Source organism: Flavobacterium piscinae (assembly GCF_004122145.1).
GTDB classification, from domain to species: domain Bacteria; phylum Bacteroidota; class Bacteroidia; order Flavobacteriales; family Flavobacteriaceae; genus Flavobacterium; species Flavobacterium piscinae.
Map to the genome: position 1 here is coordinate 22,455 of NZ_SBKQ01000009.1, position 17,078 is coordinate 39,532.

General features: G+C 38.2%; 13 protein-coding genes. 11 read left to right on the forward strand and 2 right to left on the reverse strand.

The genetic code is table 11. The annotated features are described in order from the left end of the window. Nucleotides 1–132: 132 nt before the first annotated feature. Nucleotides 133–585: a KTSC domain-containing protein gene (locus tag EQG68_RS09480; protein ID WP_129464648.1), complete on the reverse strand. Its 453-nt coding sequence runs from the start codon at nt 583–585 to the stop codon at nt 133–135. 495 nt (nt 586–1,080) lie between these two features. On the opposite strand from EQG68_RS09480, the gene EQG68_RS09485 reads away from it, so the two are divergent. From EQG68_RS09485 to EQG68_RS09520, 9 genes are all read left to right on the forward strand, one after another. Further along, on the forward strand, nt 1,081–1,671 hold the full coding sequence (locus tag EQG68_RS09485) for a hypothetical protein (RefSeq protein WP_129464649.1): 591 nt from the start codon (nt 1,081–1,083) through the stop codon (nt 1,669–1,671). Between the two features lie 32 nt (nt 1,672–1,703). Continuing rightward, nucleotides 1,704–2,597 (forward strand): tetratricopeptide repeat protein, encoded by an 894-nt coding sequence (locus EQG68_RS09490; protein ID WP_129464650.1) that lies wholly within the window; start codon nt 1,704–1,706, stop codon nt 2,595–2,597. Nucleotides 2,598–2,630: 33 nt separating this feature from the next. Then, nucleotides 2,631–4,013 carry a serine hydrolase domain-containing protein gene (locus EQG68_RS09495; RefSeq protein ID WP_129464651.1) on the forward strand — a complete coding sequence of 461 codons (1,383 nt, stop codon included), beginning with the start codon at nt 2,631–2,633 and terminating at the stop codon, nt 4,011–4,013. A 600-nt stretch (nt 4,014–4,613) separates the two neighbouring features. After that, nucleotides 4,614–7,364: a response regulator gene (locus EQG68_RS09500; protein ID WP_129464652.1), complete on the forward strand. Its 2,751-nt coding sequence runs from the start codon at nt 4,614–4,616 to the stop codon at nt 7,362–7,364. A gap of 142 nt (nt 7,365–7,506) precedes the next feature. Beyond that, nucleotides 7,507–7,665 carry a hypothetical protein gene (locus tag EQG68_RS15050; RefSeq protein WP_164975425.1) on the forward strand — a complete coding sequence of 53 codons (159 nt, stop codon included), beginning with the start codon at nt 7,507–7,509 and terminating at the stop codon, nt 7,663–7,665. Between the two features lie 2 nt (nt 7,666–7,667). Further along, nucleotides 7,668–8,831, forward strand: a complete 1,164-nt coding sequence (locus EQG68_RS09505) for a C39 family peptidase (RefSeq protein WP_129464653.1) — start codon at nt 7,668–7,670, stop codon at nt 8,829–8,831. Between the two features lie 12 nt (nt 8,832–8,843). Then, nucleotides 8,844–10,121: an OmpA family protein gene (locus tag EQG68_RS09510; protein ID WP_129464654.1), complete on the forward strand. Its 1,278-nt coding sequence runs from the start codon at nt 8,844–8,846 to the stop codon at nt 10,119–10,121. A 2-nt stretch (nt 10,122–10,123) separates the two neighbouring features. Next, on the forward strand, nt 10,124–11,242 hold the full coding sequence (locus EQG68_RS09515; RefSeq protein WP_129464655.1) for a hypothetical protein: 1,119 nt from the start codon (nt 10,124–10,126) through the stop codon (nt 11,240–11,242). A gap of 15 nt (nt 11,243–11,257) precedes the next feature. Next, nucleotides 11,258–12,652, forward strand: a complete 1,395-nt coding sequence (locus EQG68_RS09520) for a hypothetical protein (protein ID WP_129464656.1) — start codon at nt 11,258–11,260, stop codon at nt 12,650–12,652. A gap of 611 nt (nt 12,653–13,263) precedes the next feature. Here the strand turns inward: EQG68_RS09520 and EQG68_RS09525 are convergent. Then, nucleotides 13,264–14,985 (reverse strand): SEL1-like repeat protein, encoded by a 1,722-nt coding sequence (locus EQG68_RS09525; protein WP_129464657.1) that lies wholly within the window; start codon nt 14,983–14,985, stop codon nt 13,264–13,266. Between the two features lie 450 nt (nt 14,986–15,435). Between EQG68_RS09525 and EQG68_RS09530 the strand changes: the two genes are divergently transcribed. Further along, nucleotides 15,436–15,720: a helix-turn-helix domain-containing protein gene (locus EQG68_RS09530; RefSeq protein WP_129464658.1), complete on the forward strand. Its 285-nt coding sequence runs from the start codon at nt 15,436–15,438 to the stop codon at nt 15,718–15,720. Between the two features lie 635 nt (nt 15,721–16,355). Beyond that, complete coding sequence (locus EQG68_RS09535) at nt 16,356–16,997, forward strand: DUF6266 family protein (protein ID WP_129464659.1); 642 nt, start codon at nt 16,356–16,358, stop codon at nt 16,995–16,997. The last annotated feature ends 81 nt before the right edge of the window (nt 16,998–17,078 follow it).

Sequence of the window (17,078 nt, forward strand, 5' to 3'; positions counted from 1 at the left end):
AATAAAACAACAAAAACTCAACCATTTCTTAAACTGAGTTTATGTTGTCCAATTTTGATTGGGAGTTTGTGTTTATTTAAAATAAAAAAGTGCCGAAAATTCGGCACTCCCATTTTTATTTCGCTCTAAGTATTATTCTGCTGCAACCAATTTGCTGGCACTGCGGTATAAAAACTCATGATAAACATGTCTACGGGCAAAACGAGCCGGTGATTCAGCATTAACCATTTTGATGTAAGTCACTTTAGGCACACCAAAATATTCAAATTTATTCCCGTCTAAAAAGTGTATGTTTAACACTCCTTCTTCATAATAAAATTCTAAAATACCGGAAGTAGATGTCGTTTTTAAATATTCTTCTTTTACTTTTTCTTGCGTTTCCGAGGCAATGCTCACCAAAAAATGATAGGCTTCAATAATGGCTTTACTGCGTTCTTCTGCTACCAAACGCTCCGCCGCATCAGCAATCGTATCCGGGTGATCTTCCTTCATACTGTTGCGGTAAACCGTTTTCAATTCTTTTAACGTTGCCATTTTGGTCACATTCAATAGTTTTCGGTATTCCGCAATTTTTTTTGAGTTCATAAGTGTTTTTTACAAACGTGTGGACACGTTTTAATTTTCGGCAAAAGTAGTCTATTTTTTTATCAATGCAACTTCCGTTGGGTTTTAATGAAAAATTAACTTATCCTATCCTTTTATGAATTAACAACTTAAAAACTTGAATTACATCAATCAGACCACTTTCAAAGTATATTTTGAATCATTCAAAGAGGTATTCCGACGGTTGAAAAAGCACTTCTCGTTTTGTTTTTCAACGTTATCCAAAACACAGTGTCGGCTAAACCAAAAAAATAAAAACATTTGCAATTTACAATCAAAATAAAAATGTATTTTTATAAATCTATAAGGTTTTAGAAAGAAATAACCCTTTCTTTAATTATTTACTTTCTTTTTACAGAACTGATTTGGAAAATGAAATGAACTATAAACAATTTAAAAGAATAGGGTTGAAAGGGAAAAATAACAAAGGATTTAACTAAAGTAGCCGGAGAAATTAAAAAACAAGCGAACAAAACCATGAAACATTTTTTTCTTTTTATATTACTTTTGGGAATGGGGTTAACCCATGCACAACAAAAAATAAGGCAAGGGAATTTTAAAAACTTAAAAGGGATTACTTCGTATACGGTCACTTTTGATTATTCCGGTTTGCAGGTGCACGGTTTTGATTCGGAAGAAGATTACCTCAAAGAAAAAATGGAAAAAAGAGCCCATAAAGAAGATGAAGCAGAAAAATTCAAATTGGATTGGTATGCCGATCGTTCAGAAAAATATGAACCCCAATTTATCGAATACCTCAACAAGCGTTTTGAGAATGGCGAAATCACCTTTGGGAAAGACATTCAGGCAAAACATACCTTGCATGTCAAAACCACGTGGATATATCCGGGATACAATGTTGTGGCCGGCACCGAACCTGCAAAAATCAGTGCGATCATCACCATCATGGAAACGGATAATCCTTCCCAAATTCTGCTAGAAGTTGAATTTAATAAATCCATTGGCTTAGAGGTGGGCACTTTTGATTTTGATCAAGGTGATCGGATAGCAAAAGCGTATGAAAAACTAGCCAAAAACATGGTCATGCAATTAAAACGTGTACTGTAGAGCAATTTAATTTTATTTAAAACAACACTAAAATGATCAGAATAATAAGTTTACTTTTTTTAATAATTGTGACACAATTTGGTTTTACTCAAAACCATCAAGCGGAATTTAACAACTATTTCCGGTCGAATGACACAATCAATTTATTAAAAGTATTATTGGAATGGGAAAAATCAAATCCAAAAGAGGCAGAACTATACACTAGTTATTTTAATTATCACGTTAAAATGGCTAAACAAGAAATAATCAGTTTAACGCCCCAACAACCCGATGGAGAAAGCCTTGAACTGAAAGACAGCCTAAACCAAACTGCCGGCTTTATAGGAAGTAATAGCTATTATGTTGAGAAAGAACTTCAGAAAGCCTTTAAAAAAATTGACGAAGGCATTTCGAATTTTCCAGACAGGTTGGATATGCGATTTGGTAAGATTTATGTGTTGGGCTTAGTAGAGAATTGGGAGGAATTTACCGCTGAAATAATTAAAACCGTGAAACATTCTGCTACAAACAAGAACGAATGGACATGGACAAACAACGAAAAACGCAATGACGGTAAAGAATTTTTTCTGTCTTCATTACAAAACTACCAAGTGCAACTATACAATACTGGGAATGATAATCTTTTACTCAACATGCGAAACATTGCAAACGAAATTCTTTCCTTTTATCCGGATAATATTGAGAGTCTTTCAAATATGTCAATCACCTATTTGATAACCGGGGACTACGACAAAGGCATCGAAGCATTATTAAAAGCAGAAAAAATCAAACCAACTGACGCTATAGTTTTGGCTAATATCGCCCAAGGATACAAACTAAAAGGCGATAAACAAAAAGCAATTACTTATTATGAAAAAGTAATAGCGTTTGGCGATGATGAGGCAAAAGAAATAGCAAAAAAACAAATCATTCAATTACAAAACTAAACTGCGTTTATTTTAGCAACAAAAAAACTACCCATGAAAAAAATAACACTCCTCTTTATTTTAACTTTTCCACTCTTTGCTTTCGCTCAAAAAAGTAAAAGCGAACGGTTAGACAGTTTATTTACCGCTCTTCACCAAAAAAAAGCGTTTAACGGGAATGTTTTAATTGCCGAACAAGGGAATGTACTCTTCGAAAAAAGCTACGGCCTGGCCAACGAAGCCACTCAACAAAAGTTGAATACGCAAACTGTTTTTGAATTAGCCTCGGTTTCCAAACAATTTACGGCCATGGGCATTGTGTTATTAGCAAAACAAGGAAAATTAAACTACGACGACAAGATGTCAAAATATATTCCGGAGTTGAGTTTTTATGGCGATATTACCATTAGACATCTTCTCCACCATACCGCAGGACTTCCCGATTATATGGCTTTGTTTGAACAACATTGGGACAAAACTAAGTTTGCCGTGAATCAAGATATTGTAAATCTGATGGCAACACACCAACCGGCGGTGCTTTTTCAACCCAATGAAAAATACGAATACAGCAATACCGGTTATGCCCTACTGGGACTAATTATTGAAAAAGCATCCAAAAAATCCTTTCCTTCCTATTTGAAGGATAACATTTTTTCTCCCTTACAAATGAAAAACACCTTGGTGTACAGAAGTCGTTATGCTCCTCAAAAAATTGATAATTATGCCTTAGGCTATGTGCAAGACAGCGTGGGTAAAAAAGTACTCACAGACAGTTTTGGAAAATCATTTTACACCTACTACCTCGATGGGATTGTGGGCGATGGTATGGTCAACTCCACCCTTGGTGATTTATTGCTTTGGGATAGAGCGTTATATACTGACAAATTAGTTAATGCGGCAGACAAAGCACTTATTTTCAATTCTGTGAAAACCACCAAGGGGGAAGAAACCAATTATGGCTTTGGCTGGACAGTGAACAAACACGAAAAATATGGTAAAATCGTGAATCATTCCGGAGGATGGGCGGGCTATATTACGTTTATCGAAAGGCATTTGGATCAAGATAAAACAATCATTCTTTTGCAAAATAATGAATCCGTCTTAACGGTGTTGCCGATCAGTCAAGTTCGAAAAATTCTTTACAATGAAAAAATCGAAAACAATGCCTTGAAAGTGATAACGTTGCAATCAGAAGACTTAGACCCCTATTTGGGCGTGTACGCCAGTGAAGGTTTTCCGTTGAAACTGACAATCTTTAAAAACGAAAACACCTTAATGACACAAGCCACCGGCCAATCTGCCATTCCCATGACGGCTCATGAAAACGATACGTTTACGTTTGAACCCGCCAATATCAAACTTAAATTCAATAAAAAACAAAAGTCCGTTCTTTTGCAACAAGGAAAAATGGAAGTGATATTTCAACGCGAGGAGTAAGTACAATTCAAACTCAAATGAATGGATAATAGTTGACAATTTCCGGTTTGGAAGAAGTTTGAAGTTTATGCTTATTACTCATGCTTCTAAATCTTTGGGCTTACTATATTTAAACTAAAAGTGATTTTTTGGGGTAAATCCTTCCAAAAATTAGCACGAATATTGTTCTCTAACACGAACTCCCTCAAAATAAATGGCTCAAAATTTCCTGTATGATTCACTTTTTAAATCGAAGACATCCTTTACATCGGCAAAGTGTTGCTTAACGTTTTTTTAGAGTTGGATTCAATTATCAGATAATAAGGCATCGAACACACTGTAAAAAATTATTCCATACCACAGGATAAAATTACATCTGTATTTTTTGACTCCTTTGGTAAATGATACATAATTGGTAAAACTTTTGCAGTTTGTTTTATTACCTAAACGTTTGTTACTTCGTTTTAGAATCCTTATTTTTCAGGAGATTTCTCCATTCCTTCAAACCATTTTGTTTCACTTGTCCTTCAGATTTATTCGGAATAGGGATTTTGAATTTTGTTACATTTATCGTAACTTCCTACTGTTTAATTCTCTATATTGAGAACAAATTTTTCAATTATGAAAAAACTCTTATTCGTTTTTATTATTCCTTTTTTCCTTTTTGCTCAAAAGAAGAACAAAGAGGCTGACTTGCTCGTGGCACAATCCGATTCTTGTTTCAAGGAAATGAATTATAAATGTGCTTTAGAAAAAGTAAAAAAAGCGGAGCAATTGACTCAAAACAACACCAACCGACTCCATTTACTCGCCACAAAAAAAGCAGCCTGTTACACCAAACTAAGACAATTTGACTTGGCAATACAAACACTTGAACAAATCAAACTATCGAATCCTCAAGACAAAGCTGCCTTAGAAAACTATTTACGAGCCTTGAATATCAGAGCAAACATTCATTATTCGAATTACGAAGACGAGTTTGCCATTAAAAAATACTTACAAATTGATTCTATTTGTACGCAATACAACCATATCAGTGAAACGCAAATCAAAGCATTACAAAATATAGGTTTAATGTTTTTGAGAGGTTATGAAGACGGAAAAAAACCGAAACACCTGAGAGCCAGAGACTTTTTTATTGCCGCATATGAGAAAGCTGACCAAGGAAATTTTCACGTAGAAAAACACATGGCCGGTTTGAACTTGGGAGCAACCTATTTGAGTGATTCCATTCCAGCTGTCTCCAAAACATTGGCTTTGTATCAGGAAGCTGAAGCTTATTTTGAAAAAAACCAACTCGTGGACGATCTCAACCAAGTGTATTGGGCTTATGCCTCCTTGTATACCCAAACCAAAGCCTATGAAAAAGCGGCATTTTACCATCAAAAAAAAATAAACAATATGCTCAAAAGCGGAAATTATCACGCTATTGGCACATCGTATTGGAGTTTTGCCGGGTTTTTTATGGACCGCCAACTTTATCGCGATGCCATTGAAAATTACCAAAAAGCTATTGAAAACCTAAACAAAGTACAAGACAAAGATTATGGTATTTTGGCTTCCTGTTATTATTATTGTGCAGAAGCACATGCCAAACTCAACCAAGACAAAAAAGCCTATCTCTACTTAATAGACTATTTGGTTTACAAAGACAGTGTGGACATCAAGCAAAACCAAATTGCATTTAATGACTTAGAAACCAAATACCAAACCCAAAAAAAGGAGCAGGAAATTGAACTTTTAACCGCCAAAAACGAGGTGGCCGAGAAACAAAAATACATTTATATAGCCATTGCAGGTCTTTTGCTTTTTACGGGTTTATTTTTGTTTTTCGGGTACAGAAACAAAATCAAAACAGCTCAAAAACTCAATGAATTAAACGAACTGAAGTCGCGTTTTTTTGCCAACATCTCCCACGAATTCAGAACACCGTTAACCCTGATTAAAAGTCCGGTTCAACAGTTACAAAATACGTTATCGGAGGAAGATCAAAAGAAACAACTTCGTTTGATAGATAATAATGCCAATCGAATGCTGGAATTGGTAGACCAATTATTGGAATTATCCAAAATTGACAGTGGTAAACTGAAAATCATTTTGAAAAAAGGCAATCTGCAACATTTCTTTCAAACGATACTGGAACCCTTTTCGTTTAAAGCAAAAGAAGACCATCAACACTTTACTTTTACCACCGAAAACTTAGATTTTGAAACATATTTTGACCGCGATATTATCACTAAAATCACCTCCAACCTAGTAGACAATGCTCTGAAATACAACGAAGAAGGAAAACCTATTGAATTTAATGCCACCCAAAAAAACCAGCATTTACTAATTAAAGTGAGTAATTTTAACCCTCAACTCAACGAATCTGATTATCAAAGACTATTTGACCGTTTCTACCAAAAAAACAATGCTGTTTCAGGTTTCGGAATTGGGTTGGCCTTAGTGAAAGACTTGGTTGAATTGTACGAAGGAACCATTACAACCGATTTTAACCAAGGAAAAATTAGTTTTACCGTTGAACTTCCACTCCAAAAAGAACTCACTCATGCCATTGTCATGGCTGAGAATTCTGAATACAAATCCGAAAACGTCACCGAAGTTAGCGGTGCTGTGGAATTACCCATTCTTTTGGTTGTTGATGATAACGCGTCGATTCGCGAAGTGTACAAAGATTTATTTAAAAACGATTACCAAATTCTGGAAGCTTCTAACGGAATAGAAGCTTTACAGTTGGCTCAAAAAGAAATTCCGGATGGTATTATTTCAGATGTGATGATGCCGGAAATGGATGGGTTTACGTTTACAAACCAAATCAAAACGAATGAACTTACCTCTTTTATTCCGGTTATTTTGGTCACGGCAAAATCATCAGATGAAACACATTTACAAGCTTTACAAAACACAGCCGATGCTTTTTTAACCAAACCTTTCCATCACGAGGTGCTAAAAGCAACCGTTTGGCAACAAATTCAGGAACGCAAAAAATTACAGGAACGCTACAGTCAGGAATTAGTTTTAAAACCTACGGAAATTATTATCAATTCAGTCGATGAAAAATTTATTGCCAAATTAGAAACAGTAGTAGATAGTGCCATTTCTAATTCTGAATTTAATGCCGAAACATTTGCAGTACAAATGCACATGAGCCGTATGCAATTGCACCGAAAATTAAAATCCCTCTTTGGGGTATCGGCTACCGAATTTATTCGGAATGAACGATTGAAAATGGCTGCCGATTTACTACAAAACAACAAACTCAGCATCTCAGAAATTGCATATAATGTTGGGTTTAATGACTTGGGGTATTTTTCTAAATGCTTCAAAGAAATGTATCATGTATCGCCTTCTGACTTTCAAAAAAAATAAGTTGTAATTATTTTTATACCCTTGTAAAGCCTCTGTTTTAGAGGCTTTTTTTGTGATGTTACATAATTCCAAGTAATGGTTACATTACTCCTATTCCCTTTTATTACTTGCTTCTAATTTTGTTTATCCAAAACAATCAACTATGCCTGCAAAAAAGAAATTTCATTACGAAACCTATTTGGAGCATCCTCCATCACAAAAAATTTTACTCAACATCAATCACCTGGAAAAGGGCGATTATGAATTAAATATTATACACAAAAACAAAATCATTAAAAAAACAACCTTTAATAAAAAGTAAACATGAAACAATTTATTCAACACAGCATCTGTTTATTGCTTCTGCTCAGCGTTACCTCCTCTTTTGCCTTGCAAGGAGATGGGATGATGATTACCAAAATCATTGTTGCAAAATTCCCAATCGAAAAAAACGGAAAGAAAATCGACAAAGACGGTTTTCCCGATTTGTATTTTAAATTCTACAAAGACGACAAGGTTATCGGTAAAAGCGAAGTAAAAGATAATTGCAAGAAAAATAATCTTTATGTCTTTTCCGGAAAAGACATGCCGTTTCGAATAGAACAAAATGAATCTTACTATTTGGAACTCTTAGACCATGATAAAGACGGAGCCGTTCGTAATAACAAAGATGAAGTGATTTCCAAGCGAATTCCCCTCAGTTGGCAAATCGTGGTCCGAAACGGAAAAAAATCGGATTATTTACTCAAAGATGAAATCAACGGAGTGGAATTTACTATCATGGTTGAACACCTGGACGGAGTAGCGGCTGCCGGTGAAAAAGCCTATATCAAATTCATTAAACCCATTGACCAAGAATTGGTACCTCCTAAAAAGAAAGTGTTAGAAGGATGCGGCCCTGTTGCGGCGGCTATGATTATGGGCTATTGGCAAACCGAACACGGTTATAAAATAATGCATCCAAACGATAATTTTAACGGAACCAAGCACCCTTGGAAAACCATTGAGGATTTTAGAGATAAAGCCGATACCAAGGCTTGGGGCGACCAAGAACAAAGTGCAACCCGCAAAATGAAAATGGAAGAGGCTTTGGCTCACTTTGCCAAAAAAGCAAACGAAGCTTCTCCCGGTAAACCAAAACTGAAAGTGGACATGATGTGGAGCATCAGAAGATGGGAAGAGCGAAAAAACAAAATCAAATCAGAACTCAAACAAGGGAGTCCGTTGATTTTATTACTCAAAAAAATGCCTCCGTGTTTAAAAGGAAAATGGGTCAATGCAACCAAAGTTTTTGGTGATCATTACATTGTAGTGAATGGATTTGACGACCATAAAAAAGTATTTTATGTGATGCCGGGATGGCGTGAAGCGGACAAATCCACTACTTCCGGTCCGGAAGCACATCAAAGTCAAAATCTATCGCATTGCCAGTGTAGCTATGCAGAAATTAAAGAAAGTGACCCTAGTTTAATTTGGATAAAACGATAAAAACATACCCATATGAAAAATTATAAAATACTCTTTGTTTTGGCATTGCTTCTGAATTCCATACAAATACAAGCACAGTTCATTGAAAAATTGGGTAAAAAGGCGAAAGCTTCTGCCGAACGAACCCTTGAACGCAAAGTAGAAGAAAAGACTGAACAACAGACTGAAAAAGCGGTTGACAGCATCTTTAACGCACCTAAAAAAGTAAACAATCAGCGAAAAAAGAATAAAAAGGAGAAAGATTCAGAGGCTGAAACTACATCTTCCTCTAATGAACCTAGTGAAGGCATGTCTATTCAAACGGCCAGTGCATTCTTTCCCAATGGACAACTACTTTTTGCTGAGGATTTTTCAGCAGATGCTCTCGGTGACTTTCCTGCCAATTGGGAGACCAATTCCGGTGGTGAAATCATCAGCATTAATGGTACTAAAGCCCTAAAAATGAATCCGAATGGTAACTATGTTGCCAAACACGGAAAACTTCCGGAAAATTATGCCTTAGAATTTGATTTAATCACTGAAAACTTAGACTACAAAGGGCTTGCCGGTTCAAACTTCGGTTTGGTTTTTTCAGGAGAATCAACACTAAACAAACCCAAAAACGGAGGTAAATTTGGTTTTTCACTGTGGAAAGGCTCTAACATCTCTAACCAAATCAACGTACAAAACTGGGGAAAGAACAATGGAAAAATAGACAACACCATACCTTTTAACCTACAAGAAAAGCTAAACGGAAAAATACATTTTACCATCGTGGTCAACAAAAACAGATTGCGTGTTTTTATAGAAGATGAAAAAGCGATTGACTTGCCGTCCTTTTTGAGCAACTCCTTTGGCAATTACATCCAATTCTATCTCAAAGGAACAGACCCCAAGCAAAACCATATCGTAGCACTTTCCAACATCGTCATCACTGAGGAAGGCGAAGACATTCGCTCCAAAATCTTGAAAGGCGGATTCAGTACCAATCAAATTTTGTTTGATTCCGGTTCCGATCAATTGAAAACGGCATCGTTTGAAATGCTTCAGAAAATCGGAAAAGTGTTGCAAGACGATGCGTCGCTTCGCATCATGATCATCGGGCATACCGATAGTGACGGTGACGAAGTGAAAAACATGACTTTATCAAAAGCACGTGCATTTGCGGTGATGAACTATTTTATTGATGAAATGGGCATAGACAAAAAACGATTACAGTCGCAAGGAAGAGGCGAAAACGAACCGATTGCTTCCAATGCTACTGCCGATGGAAAAGCTCAAAACCGACGTGTTGAATTCAAAACCTTGTAACGATGAAAACCTCCGTTAAAATCATCATCGGATTGGCCACCGCTACAGCAGCCGGAATGGTATTTGGGGTAATTCCTAATCCTTTTCCTGATCAACACGAAGCGGCAGCTAGCCATCGGGTACATGAAATGAAAGTACGTTGGAATCACGATGGAAAAGTAGAAACACTGCCCATTATTGAGCAAGGAATTCCTTTTGATGATGCAAAATACTTTTCGATGCAACCCACGATTACTCCCAATCCGATTGAAACAGACGGGGTTTTTCAATTTGATTATGAAATCGAACAGTATTTTTCCATCGATGGAAAATCCGGCAACCTTCGGTATAAAGTGAACAGCAACGATAATTCCATGTACATCCACGGGAGCGATATTACCGAAAATCCACTCTTTAGCCCTTTGCGTTCGAATCCACACTTACGAAAATACAAATTTGAATTTCTCATCCGCAATGCTCAAAACGATTGGATGTGTTTCATGACGCATTCGGAAGAAGGCAAATTATTTGTCAAAATGCCTTCCGGATTTAGTTTTTCAAGCGTAGTAGCTGACCATCATCTAAAAAACTTGGAGGTATTGAACTCCGCCAAAGCAAATGCCGCTGAAGGAATCAACAATGCCCCATTGGAAGCCTACAAAGGCCAATTTACGGACGAAAATGGGCAAAAAAAAGACATCACCCTTTGGATGGCCAAAGAAGAAGCCCAAATTGCTACCGGGGTGCCGCTCATGGGGTTTGGCGTAGGCATATTCAAAAATGTACCGGAACAAAGACAGCAATTTTTAGCCGTTACGGAAACCCAAGATGGGGTGATGAAATTATTGCATCTTGAAAAAATAGATACGTGGGGCATTCAAACCAAAAACTACCGTCCCATTGTCTTTGATTATCATTTGCCGAGTGGAAAAGCCAAAGTGGATGAAATCATGACATGGTATCAAAACAAGCAAAATGAAATTTTAGCATTGCGTGCCCAACGCAAAAACTGTCCAAAATACCAAGCCGGAAGAGCCTGTCGGACAGAAATTGACCAACGAATTAAACAACTCAAAGAGGAAATAGCAACCCAAGCAACCGAATTAGGGAAACGCTACATGCCTCCAATCACTACTAACTAATCAACACCTTTCCTTATGAAAAAAATACTGGTTTTATTGTTCATTTACCCTTTTGTCTCCTTTTCACAAGTGGGTGTAAATACCACCAACCCCAATGCCATGATCGACATCACTTCTACCGACCAGGGTATGTTGATTCCCCGTGTGGCGTTGCTTTCTGCCACCGACAATACTACGGTTGTCAATCCGCAAGGGGGTGCTTTGGTCACTTCTACCTTGGTCTATAACACTACTCCGGCTGGCGTTAGTCCGAATGATGTGGTCGCCGGTTTTTATTATTGGAACGGTTCACGATGGGTGGCAGTAGGGGCAGATGGCAGGGATTGGAGCATTACCGGAAATAACGGTACCGATGCAAACACCCATTTTATTGGCACCACTGACAATGTCGATTTTCGTTTACGCACCAACAATGCCTTACGATTTAACTTTTCCAATAACGGCAGGCTCAGGGCCTACGATAACGGTTTGGCAACTCAACCTACCTTTTCTTGGATGGGCGATGAAGATACGGGCCTTTGGCGTCCGGCAGCCAATGTGTTGGATATGTCAACCGGCGGGGTTTCGCGAATACGCATTTTTGATACCGGCAACGTAGGGTTAAGTACCACCGCTGCACCGGCCAGACTCTCGGTACTAGGCGTTCGGAATGCTCCGGCCTTTCCCAACGCAACCAGCAACGGTATTTTGCGTTTGGGGGTAAGCGGCACAGAAGGTTTAGACATTGGGAAGGCATTGGCTGCCGATAATTTTGCGGCATGGATTCAATCCGGTTTTAGTGGTTTGGCAGACCCGTTGAGTTTACAACCGCTGGGAGGGAATGTGGGAATTCGCACTACTAACCCAACCCAACCCCTGCATGTGAATGGTACGGTACGTATTGTAGACGGTACGCAAGCAAATGGACGAGTACTTACTTCTGATGCCACTGGAATTGCCAGTTGGCAACCCATCTCCATCAACAACGTGGTGGGGGTATTGCCTACGAATGGTATCAATATACCCTCTTCCACGGCTAATTTTTTACAAACAGGTTCCTACATTGTCTTACCACCCGGAAGGTGGGCCGTAAACGTGACCATGCTGATGCGAAGAACAGGCGGTACGGGCGTTTTTACACCCAACAACTCCTCTTTTTGGCTTCGTACATCCTTTTCAACTTCTCCCTTTGCAAATCCGCTAATCACAGGTGATATTGTGGGAAGTTATTATGTAAGTGGCAATTACCCGGGTTCATCGCTCTATTCGTTGGTGCAAGGAACAGTGGTCATCAATAACACCACTGCCGGCAACCGAACCTATTATTACATTGCCGGTGCGGTTGAAATTGTTAATTCGACCAACACCCTTGAGAATTTTGGGGGCAATTGGTGGCAGGAAAATACCATTATCGCTTATCGCATTAATTAATAGGCTTTTCTCATTGGGTTTGAAATTACATACATTGCTTTAGGGAGAGGTAGTATTTCTTTTTTTTAACCGCAAAGGGCACTAAGGAGGCACAAAGAACGCAGAGATGCTTTGCTTTGACGTAAATATTTCTCTTATTTCAAAAGCTCCCTTCCCCGGCTGTGTCATGTCGACAAGAGGAGACATCTCATCCATCAATGGGGCAATGGGTCAATTCGGAAATGTGTCAATGGAACACGGATGCCGCGGATGGAAAAGATGAACGCGGATTTTTTTATGGATTCGCCTTGCGAAAGCGGATGGAAACGGATTCGTTTGGGTTATCATTTTCTGTTATATCAACGGCTCCCTTCCCCGACTGTGTCATTCCGACGCAGGAGGAATCTCATCCATCAATGGGGCAATGGATCAATTCGGAAATGTGTCAATGGAATACAGGGATGGGGAAATGAAAAATGGATTTAGTTCTCTCACAGAAAGCACGGAAAACACGGAATGGACGCTTCGCTTGGTTGGGTTTCTCGCAGTCCTGAAGTTTCGGGAGCAAAGAAGGTTAACCCTCGAAAGGAGCGAAATCCTTCGAGGGTTGTTGAATCATTTTAAAGGTTCAATTATTGCCCGAATTTATAATCCAGGTACCTTTTGTAGTTTGCTGTTTCCACTTTTGCTTTGTTCTGGGCACTGGTTCGGTTATAGCTGTTTTTGGTTGCCGCATCATACGAAAATCCTTCCCATTGCGAACGAGAGTACCCTCGGCCTCTGTTCAGGCTTTGTTGATAGAGCATTTCCTGGTAGGCCGCTTCTTCTTTTTTTATCTTCTCTAGTTCAGCCATTCTCTTTTTGGTTAAATCTTCGACAGATTTGGCTACATCTTTTTTGAATTCTTCTACCAATGATTTGTATTTAGGATTATTATCATACAATTGCGTTACTTTTGATTTAGCTCTAACGTCTCCTAACCTTGCTGCGTAGAGGTAATAGTGAAATGCTTTCTCTCTATCCGTTTCAACACCCATTCCTTTTTCATAAAGTTCACCCAAATACATAGCCGTTACAATGGATTTTGTTTTTTCATATGCTTTTTCAAACCATTGGTGAGCTGCTTTGTAGTCTTTGTTTTTATACATTTTTTCACCCATTTTAAAGTCAAAGGTTTTGTTGTATCTTTCTAGAGCAACTTCGGCTTCACTGTATCCCAAGTCGGCTGCCTTTTCATACCATTCACCGGCATGTTCAAAGCTGTATTTTTGTTGGTTTTTAAAAATTGTTAAGCCAAATTCCAGCAGGTAGCCCAAGTTAAAATAGCCTTCGGGGTCTCCTAATTGTGCCGCTTTATAAAAAGCATCCCATGCTTTGTATTGATTAGGTCCTTTTCGGCTGTAAATGTTGTTTGGTTTCACATCGTGTTTACCGCTGTTATAAAGCCAGCCCATGGCAATAAGGGCATCGGTATCCTCTTTTTCAGCTGCTTTTTGATACCATTCCATGGCATCGGTAAAATCAATCATTCCATTGCCTATTTTTCCTCTTTCAATTAATTTACCCAAATGATACATTGCCTTTTCATTTCCTTTTTTAGCTGCTTTTTTATACCAACGTGCCGCGTCTTCGTACTTGCGAAAATCGCCCCATTTTTCGTGGGTTAAACCCAAGGCAGTCATCGCCTGATGATTTCCGCTTTTGGCTGCTTTTTCCAGCCAACTAAAGGCTTCTTTTTTATTTTCTAACTCAAAATGAGCTACCCCTTTTTCAAAATCGGTTGCATTTGGATTTTGTAGTGTTTTGGTTGCCTTAACCATTATTTCTGAGGTCAGCATTTCCGGAATTACTTTGGTGTTTCCGTTATCCACAGCTTTTTTAAACCATTCGTGGGCTTTGACTACTTCTTTTGGTACATATTTTCCTTGTAAAAAGAGATGTCCTAACTGAGCCATGGCATTGGTATTCCCGTTGTTTGCTGCAAGTGTCCAATTTGCAATTGTTTTTTGTACATCTTTTTCTACACCATAGCCATACAAATAGAGCAACCCAAGATTAAAATAACCGTCCGGATTCTCTTGCTTGGCTGCCCTTGTCCAATAGTTCAGTGCTTCGGCATAGTTCCCTTTTTTTATATGGGCATAACCGTTATAATAGATAATGCCCATGTCTACCATGGCGTCAGAGTTTCCTTTAGCAATGGCTGTTTGCAATAGTTCTAACCGCAATTGCGGTTGGTATTGGTATTTTTTTGCTTTGGTATATTCTGCTGTACCATCGTCTGTTTGACCAATGGCTAATGGTGGAACGAGCAGTACCACAACAAGCAGTAGGAGTATAAACTTGTTCTTCATCTTTTTAACGGTTTAGTGATTATAAAATAAAGTTTTAAAAGTAATACTTTCCCTTTTTGTGGTCAATACGTAAAATGCCCTATTTTGGAATGAATTAAGAATAGAAAGGAAACCTTTGGAACTAAGGCTTGTGCTTTTGTGATGTTTCTTAGCTTGACAGGAAGGAAAATTTCCTTGTCATGATTTCAGAAAAAGTGACACTTTTTTCAATGTGACGTCAAGTAAACCTCATTTAAAATACTGTTTTACAGGTATTTACATTCCCTTTTTAAAAGTAGGAAAAAAACTAACCGTTGTTAAAAACTATGCTCAATTGTGAATAAGTTTGACTTTCATTTACCATTTCAATTTATAAAATTTGTAGTATAAAAGTTAAAATAATAACAATTAATTAATTAAAATTAAATTTTATGGAAATCCTCACTAATCCATTATTAAAAATTTTAGGCTATGATAAAAGAACAAGACATCGAGCAGAAGGGGCTTAGTACCGAAAACCAATCGACACCGGAAAAAAAACAACGAAAAGGAAGACCTAAAAAACCGGAAAAACTGGAACGCAAACTTCCTATTTTATATGATAATTATGATGCCATGCAAATGCTCCACATAAGTGAAAGTACGTTGTATCGACTGAGGAAAAATAAGCAAATTCCATTTAAAAAAATAGGCAAAAAATATTTTTATCCGGAAAGTTATTTTAAGAGCATCAATCAAGATGATTCCTATAAATAAAAGAACATAGGCACCTCGTTAGTCCCCAAAAAAACTTACTAACTCAGTTCATTTTAGCCTGAAAATTTCCCTCTCGAGAGTATTTGTTACTCCCGCTACCCTTTTATCCCCTTTTATTTTTCACAATTTTATCATTTTTCTATTTCCGTTTTTGTACGGCAATTACTCATTTTGTAGGTATTCGCTTATAAAAAATCTACTTTTATAGGGGTTTGCTTCGGGTTTCGTTCGATATTTGTTCGGAAATCCTTCGGAAAACACCCCCTTTTTCCGAAGAGCGTTCGAACAAATGTGCCATTTGACCCGAACAAAACCCCTATTTTTATCGATGATGCCTTCATTCTGTTTCAATACACGTCAAAACCTGTCAGGAACGGCGTCAGACGTCAATTGTCTTCAACACTCTTTTTTGATAAAAAATAACCTTTATGAAGCGTTATTTTTCTCCTCTACTCGTCTCAAATTGGCAGAAATTTTTAGTTGACATTAAATGGCATTTTTTAACTTCATTAACCTGATATTCTAGCACTTACAAAATTTATTCATTTTACTTTTCTATCTTTGACCTCGTTGAATGAGCAGTGCACGGCGAAGCAACAAATTCTATTATTGTCAAACCCTAAAAAATTTTAATTATGGGGACATACAACAAGGGCATATTAGGTGCCTTCTATGGAAAAGTAGGAACTGTTATTGGTTCCACTTGGCGAGGAAAAGACGTGATGCGTAGTTTACCTCGTCGTTCGAATCGAGCAGCAACCCTGCTCCAACAAATCCAACGTGACAAGTTCACGTTAGTTGCTAATTTCCTTTTGCCGATTTCCACGATACCGGGGCGGTATTTTGGAGCAAAAGGTGGGTTAAAGACCCAGAAGAACCAGGCGATGTCTTACTTGATGAAGCAAGCCGCCTTACACAACGGTACAGAAGCCTATTGGGATTTCCCGAAGATTCTGTTGACCCGTGGTGATTTATTGGGATTGCCTTCGTTGACCGGAGTAGCCGACACCAACCAAACGGTAACGGTGAACTGGACCAACAACAGCGGACAAGGCAATGCCGATGCCACGGACACGGTTTTGGCCGTAGCCTATGAGGAAACCTCAGGATTAATCTGGTCGGCAGAGGCGATTGCGACTCGCGACACGGAAACGGTGACCTTACCACTTCCTGCCTACTGGAGTGGTTTGGCGGTACATGTTTGGATTGCGGTAGTAGCCGCAGACGGCAAGAAATATGCCACCAGCCAGTACCTCAACACCATTACGTTGGATTAAGTGCTGAGGGTTGAAAACCCTTTCTCCTCAAATCTCCTGTGTATGGTACCTACATAGGTAAAAACAATATTCTAGATTTCT

What these genes read in the sequence shown, in the direction of transcription:
- EQG68_RS09480 (WP_129464648.1), bottom strand. Translation starts at nt 585, where the DNA reads ATGAACTCAAAAAAAATTGCGGAATACCGAAAACTATTGAATGTGACC.
- EQG68_RS09485 (WP_129464649.1), top strand. Translation starts at nt 1,081, where the DNA reads ATGAAACATTTTTTTCTTTTTATATTACTTTTGGGAATGGGGTTAACC.
- EQG68_RS09490 (WP_129464650.1), top strand. Translation starts at nt 1,704, where the DNA reads ATGATCAGAATAATAAGTTTACTTTTTTTAATAATTGTGACACAATTT.
- EQG68_RS09495 (WP_129464651.1), top strand. Translation starts at nt 2,631, where the DNA reads ATGAAAAAAATAACACTCCTCTTTATTTTAACTTTTCCACTCTTTGCT.
- EQG68_RS09500 (WP_129464652.1), top strand. Translation starts at nt 4,614, where the DNA reads ATGAAAAAACTCTTATTCGTTTTTATTATTCCTTTTTTCCTTTTTGCT.
- EQG68_RS15050 (WP_164975425.1), top strand. Translation starts at nt 7,507, where the DNA reads ATGCCTGCAAAAAAGAAATTTCATTACGAAACCTATTTGGAGCATCCT.
- EQG68_RS09505 (WP_129464653.1), top strand. Translation starts at nt 7,668, where the DNA reads ATGAAACAATTTATTCAACACAGCATCTGTTTATTGCTTCTGCTCAGC.
- EQG68_RS09510 (WP_129464654.1), top strand. Translation starts at nt 8,844, where the DNA reads ATGAAAAATTATAAAATACTCTTTGTTTTGGCATTGCTTCTGAATTCC.
- EQG68_RS09515 (WP_129464655.1), top strand. Translation starts at nt 10,124, where the DNA reads ATGAAAACCTCCGTTAAAATCATCATCGGATTGGCCACCGCTACAGCA.
- EQG68_RS09520 (WP_129464656.1), top strand. Translation starts at nt 11,258, where the DNA reads ATGAAAAAAATACTGGTTTTATTGTTCATTTACCCTTTTGTCTCCTTT.
- EQG68_RS09525 (WP_129464657.1), bottom strand. Translation starts at nt 14,985, where the DNA reads ATGAAGAACAAGTTTATACTCCTACTGCTTGTTGTGGTACTGCTCGTT.
- EQG68_RS09530 (WP_129464658.1), top strand. Translation starts at nt 15,436, where the DNA reads ATGATAAAAGAACAAGACATCGAGCAGAAGGGGCTTAGTACCGAAAAC.
- EQG68_RS09535 (WP_129464659.1), top strand. Translation starts at nt 16,356, where the DNA reads ATGGGGACATACAACAAGGGCATATTAGGTGCCTTCTATGGAAAAGTA.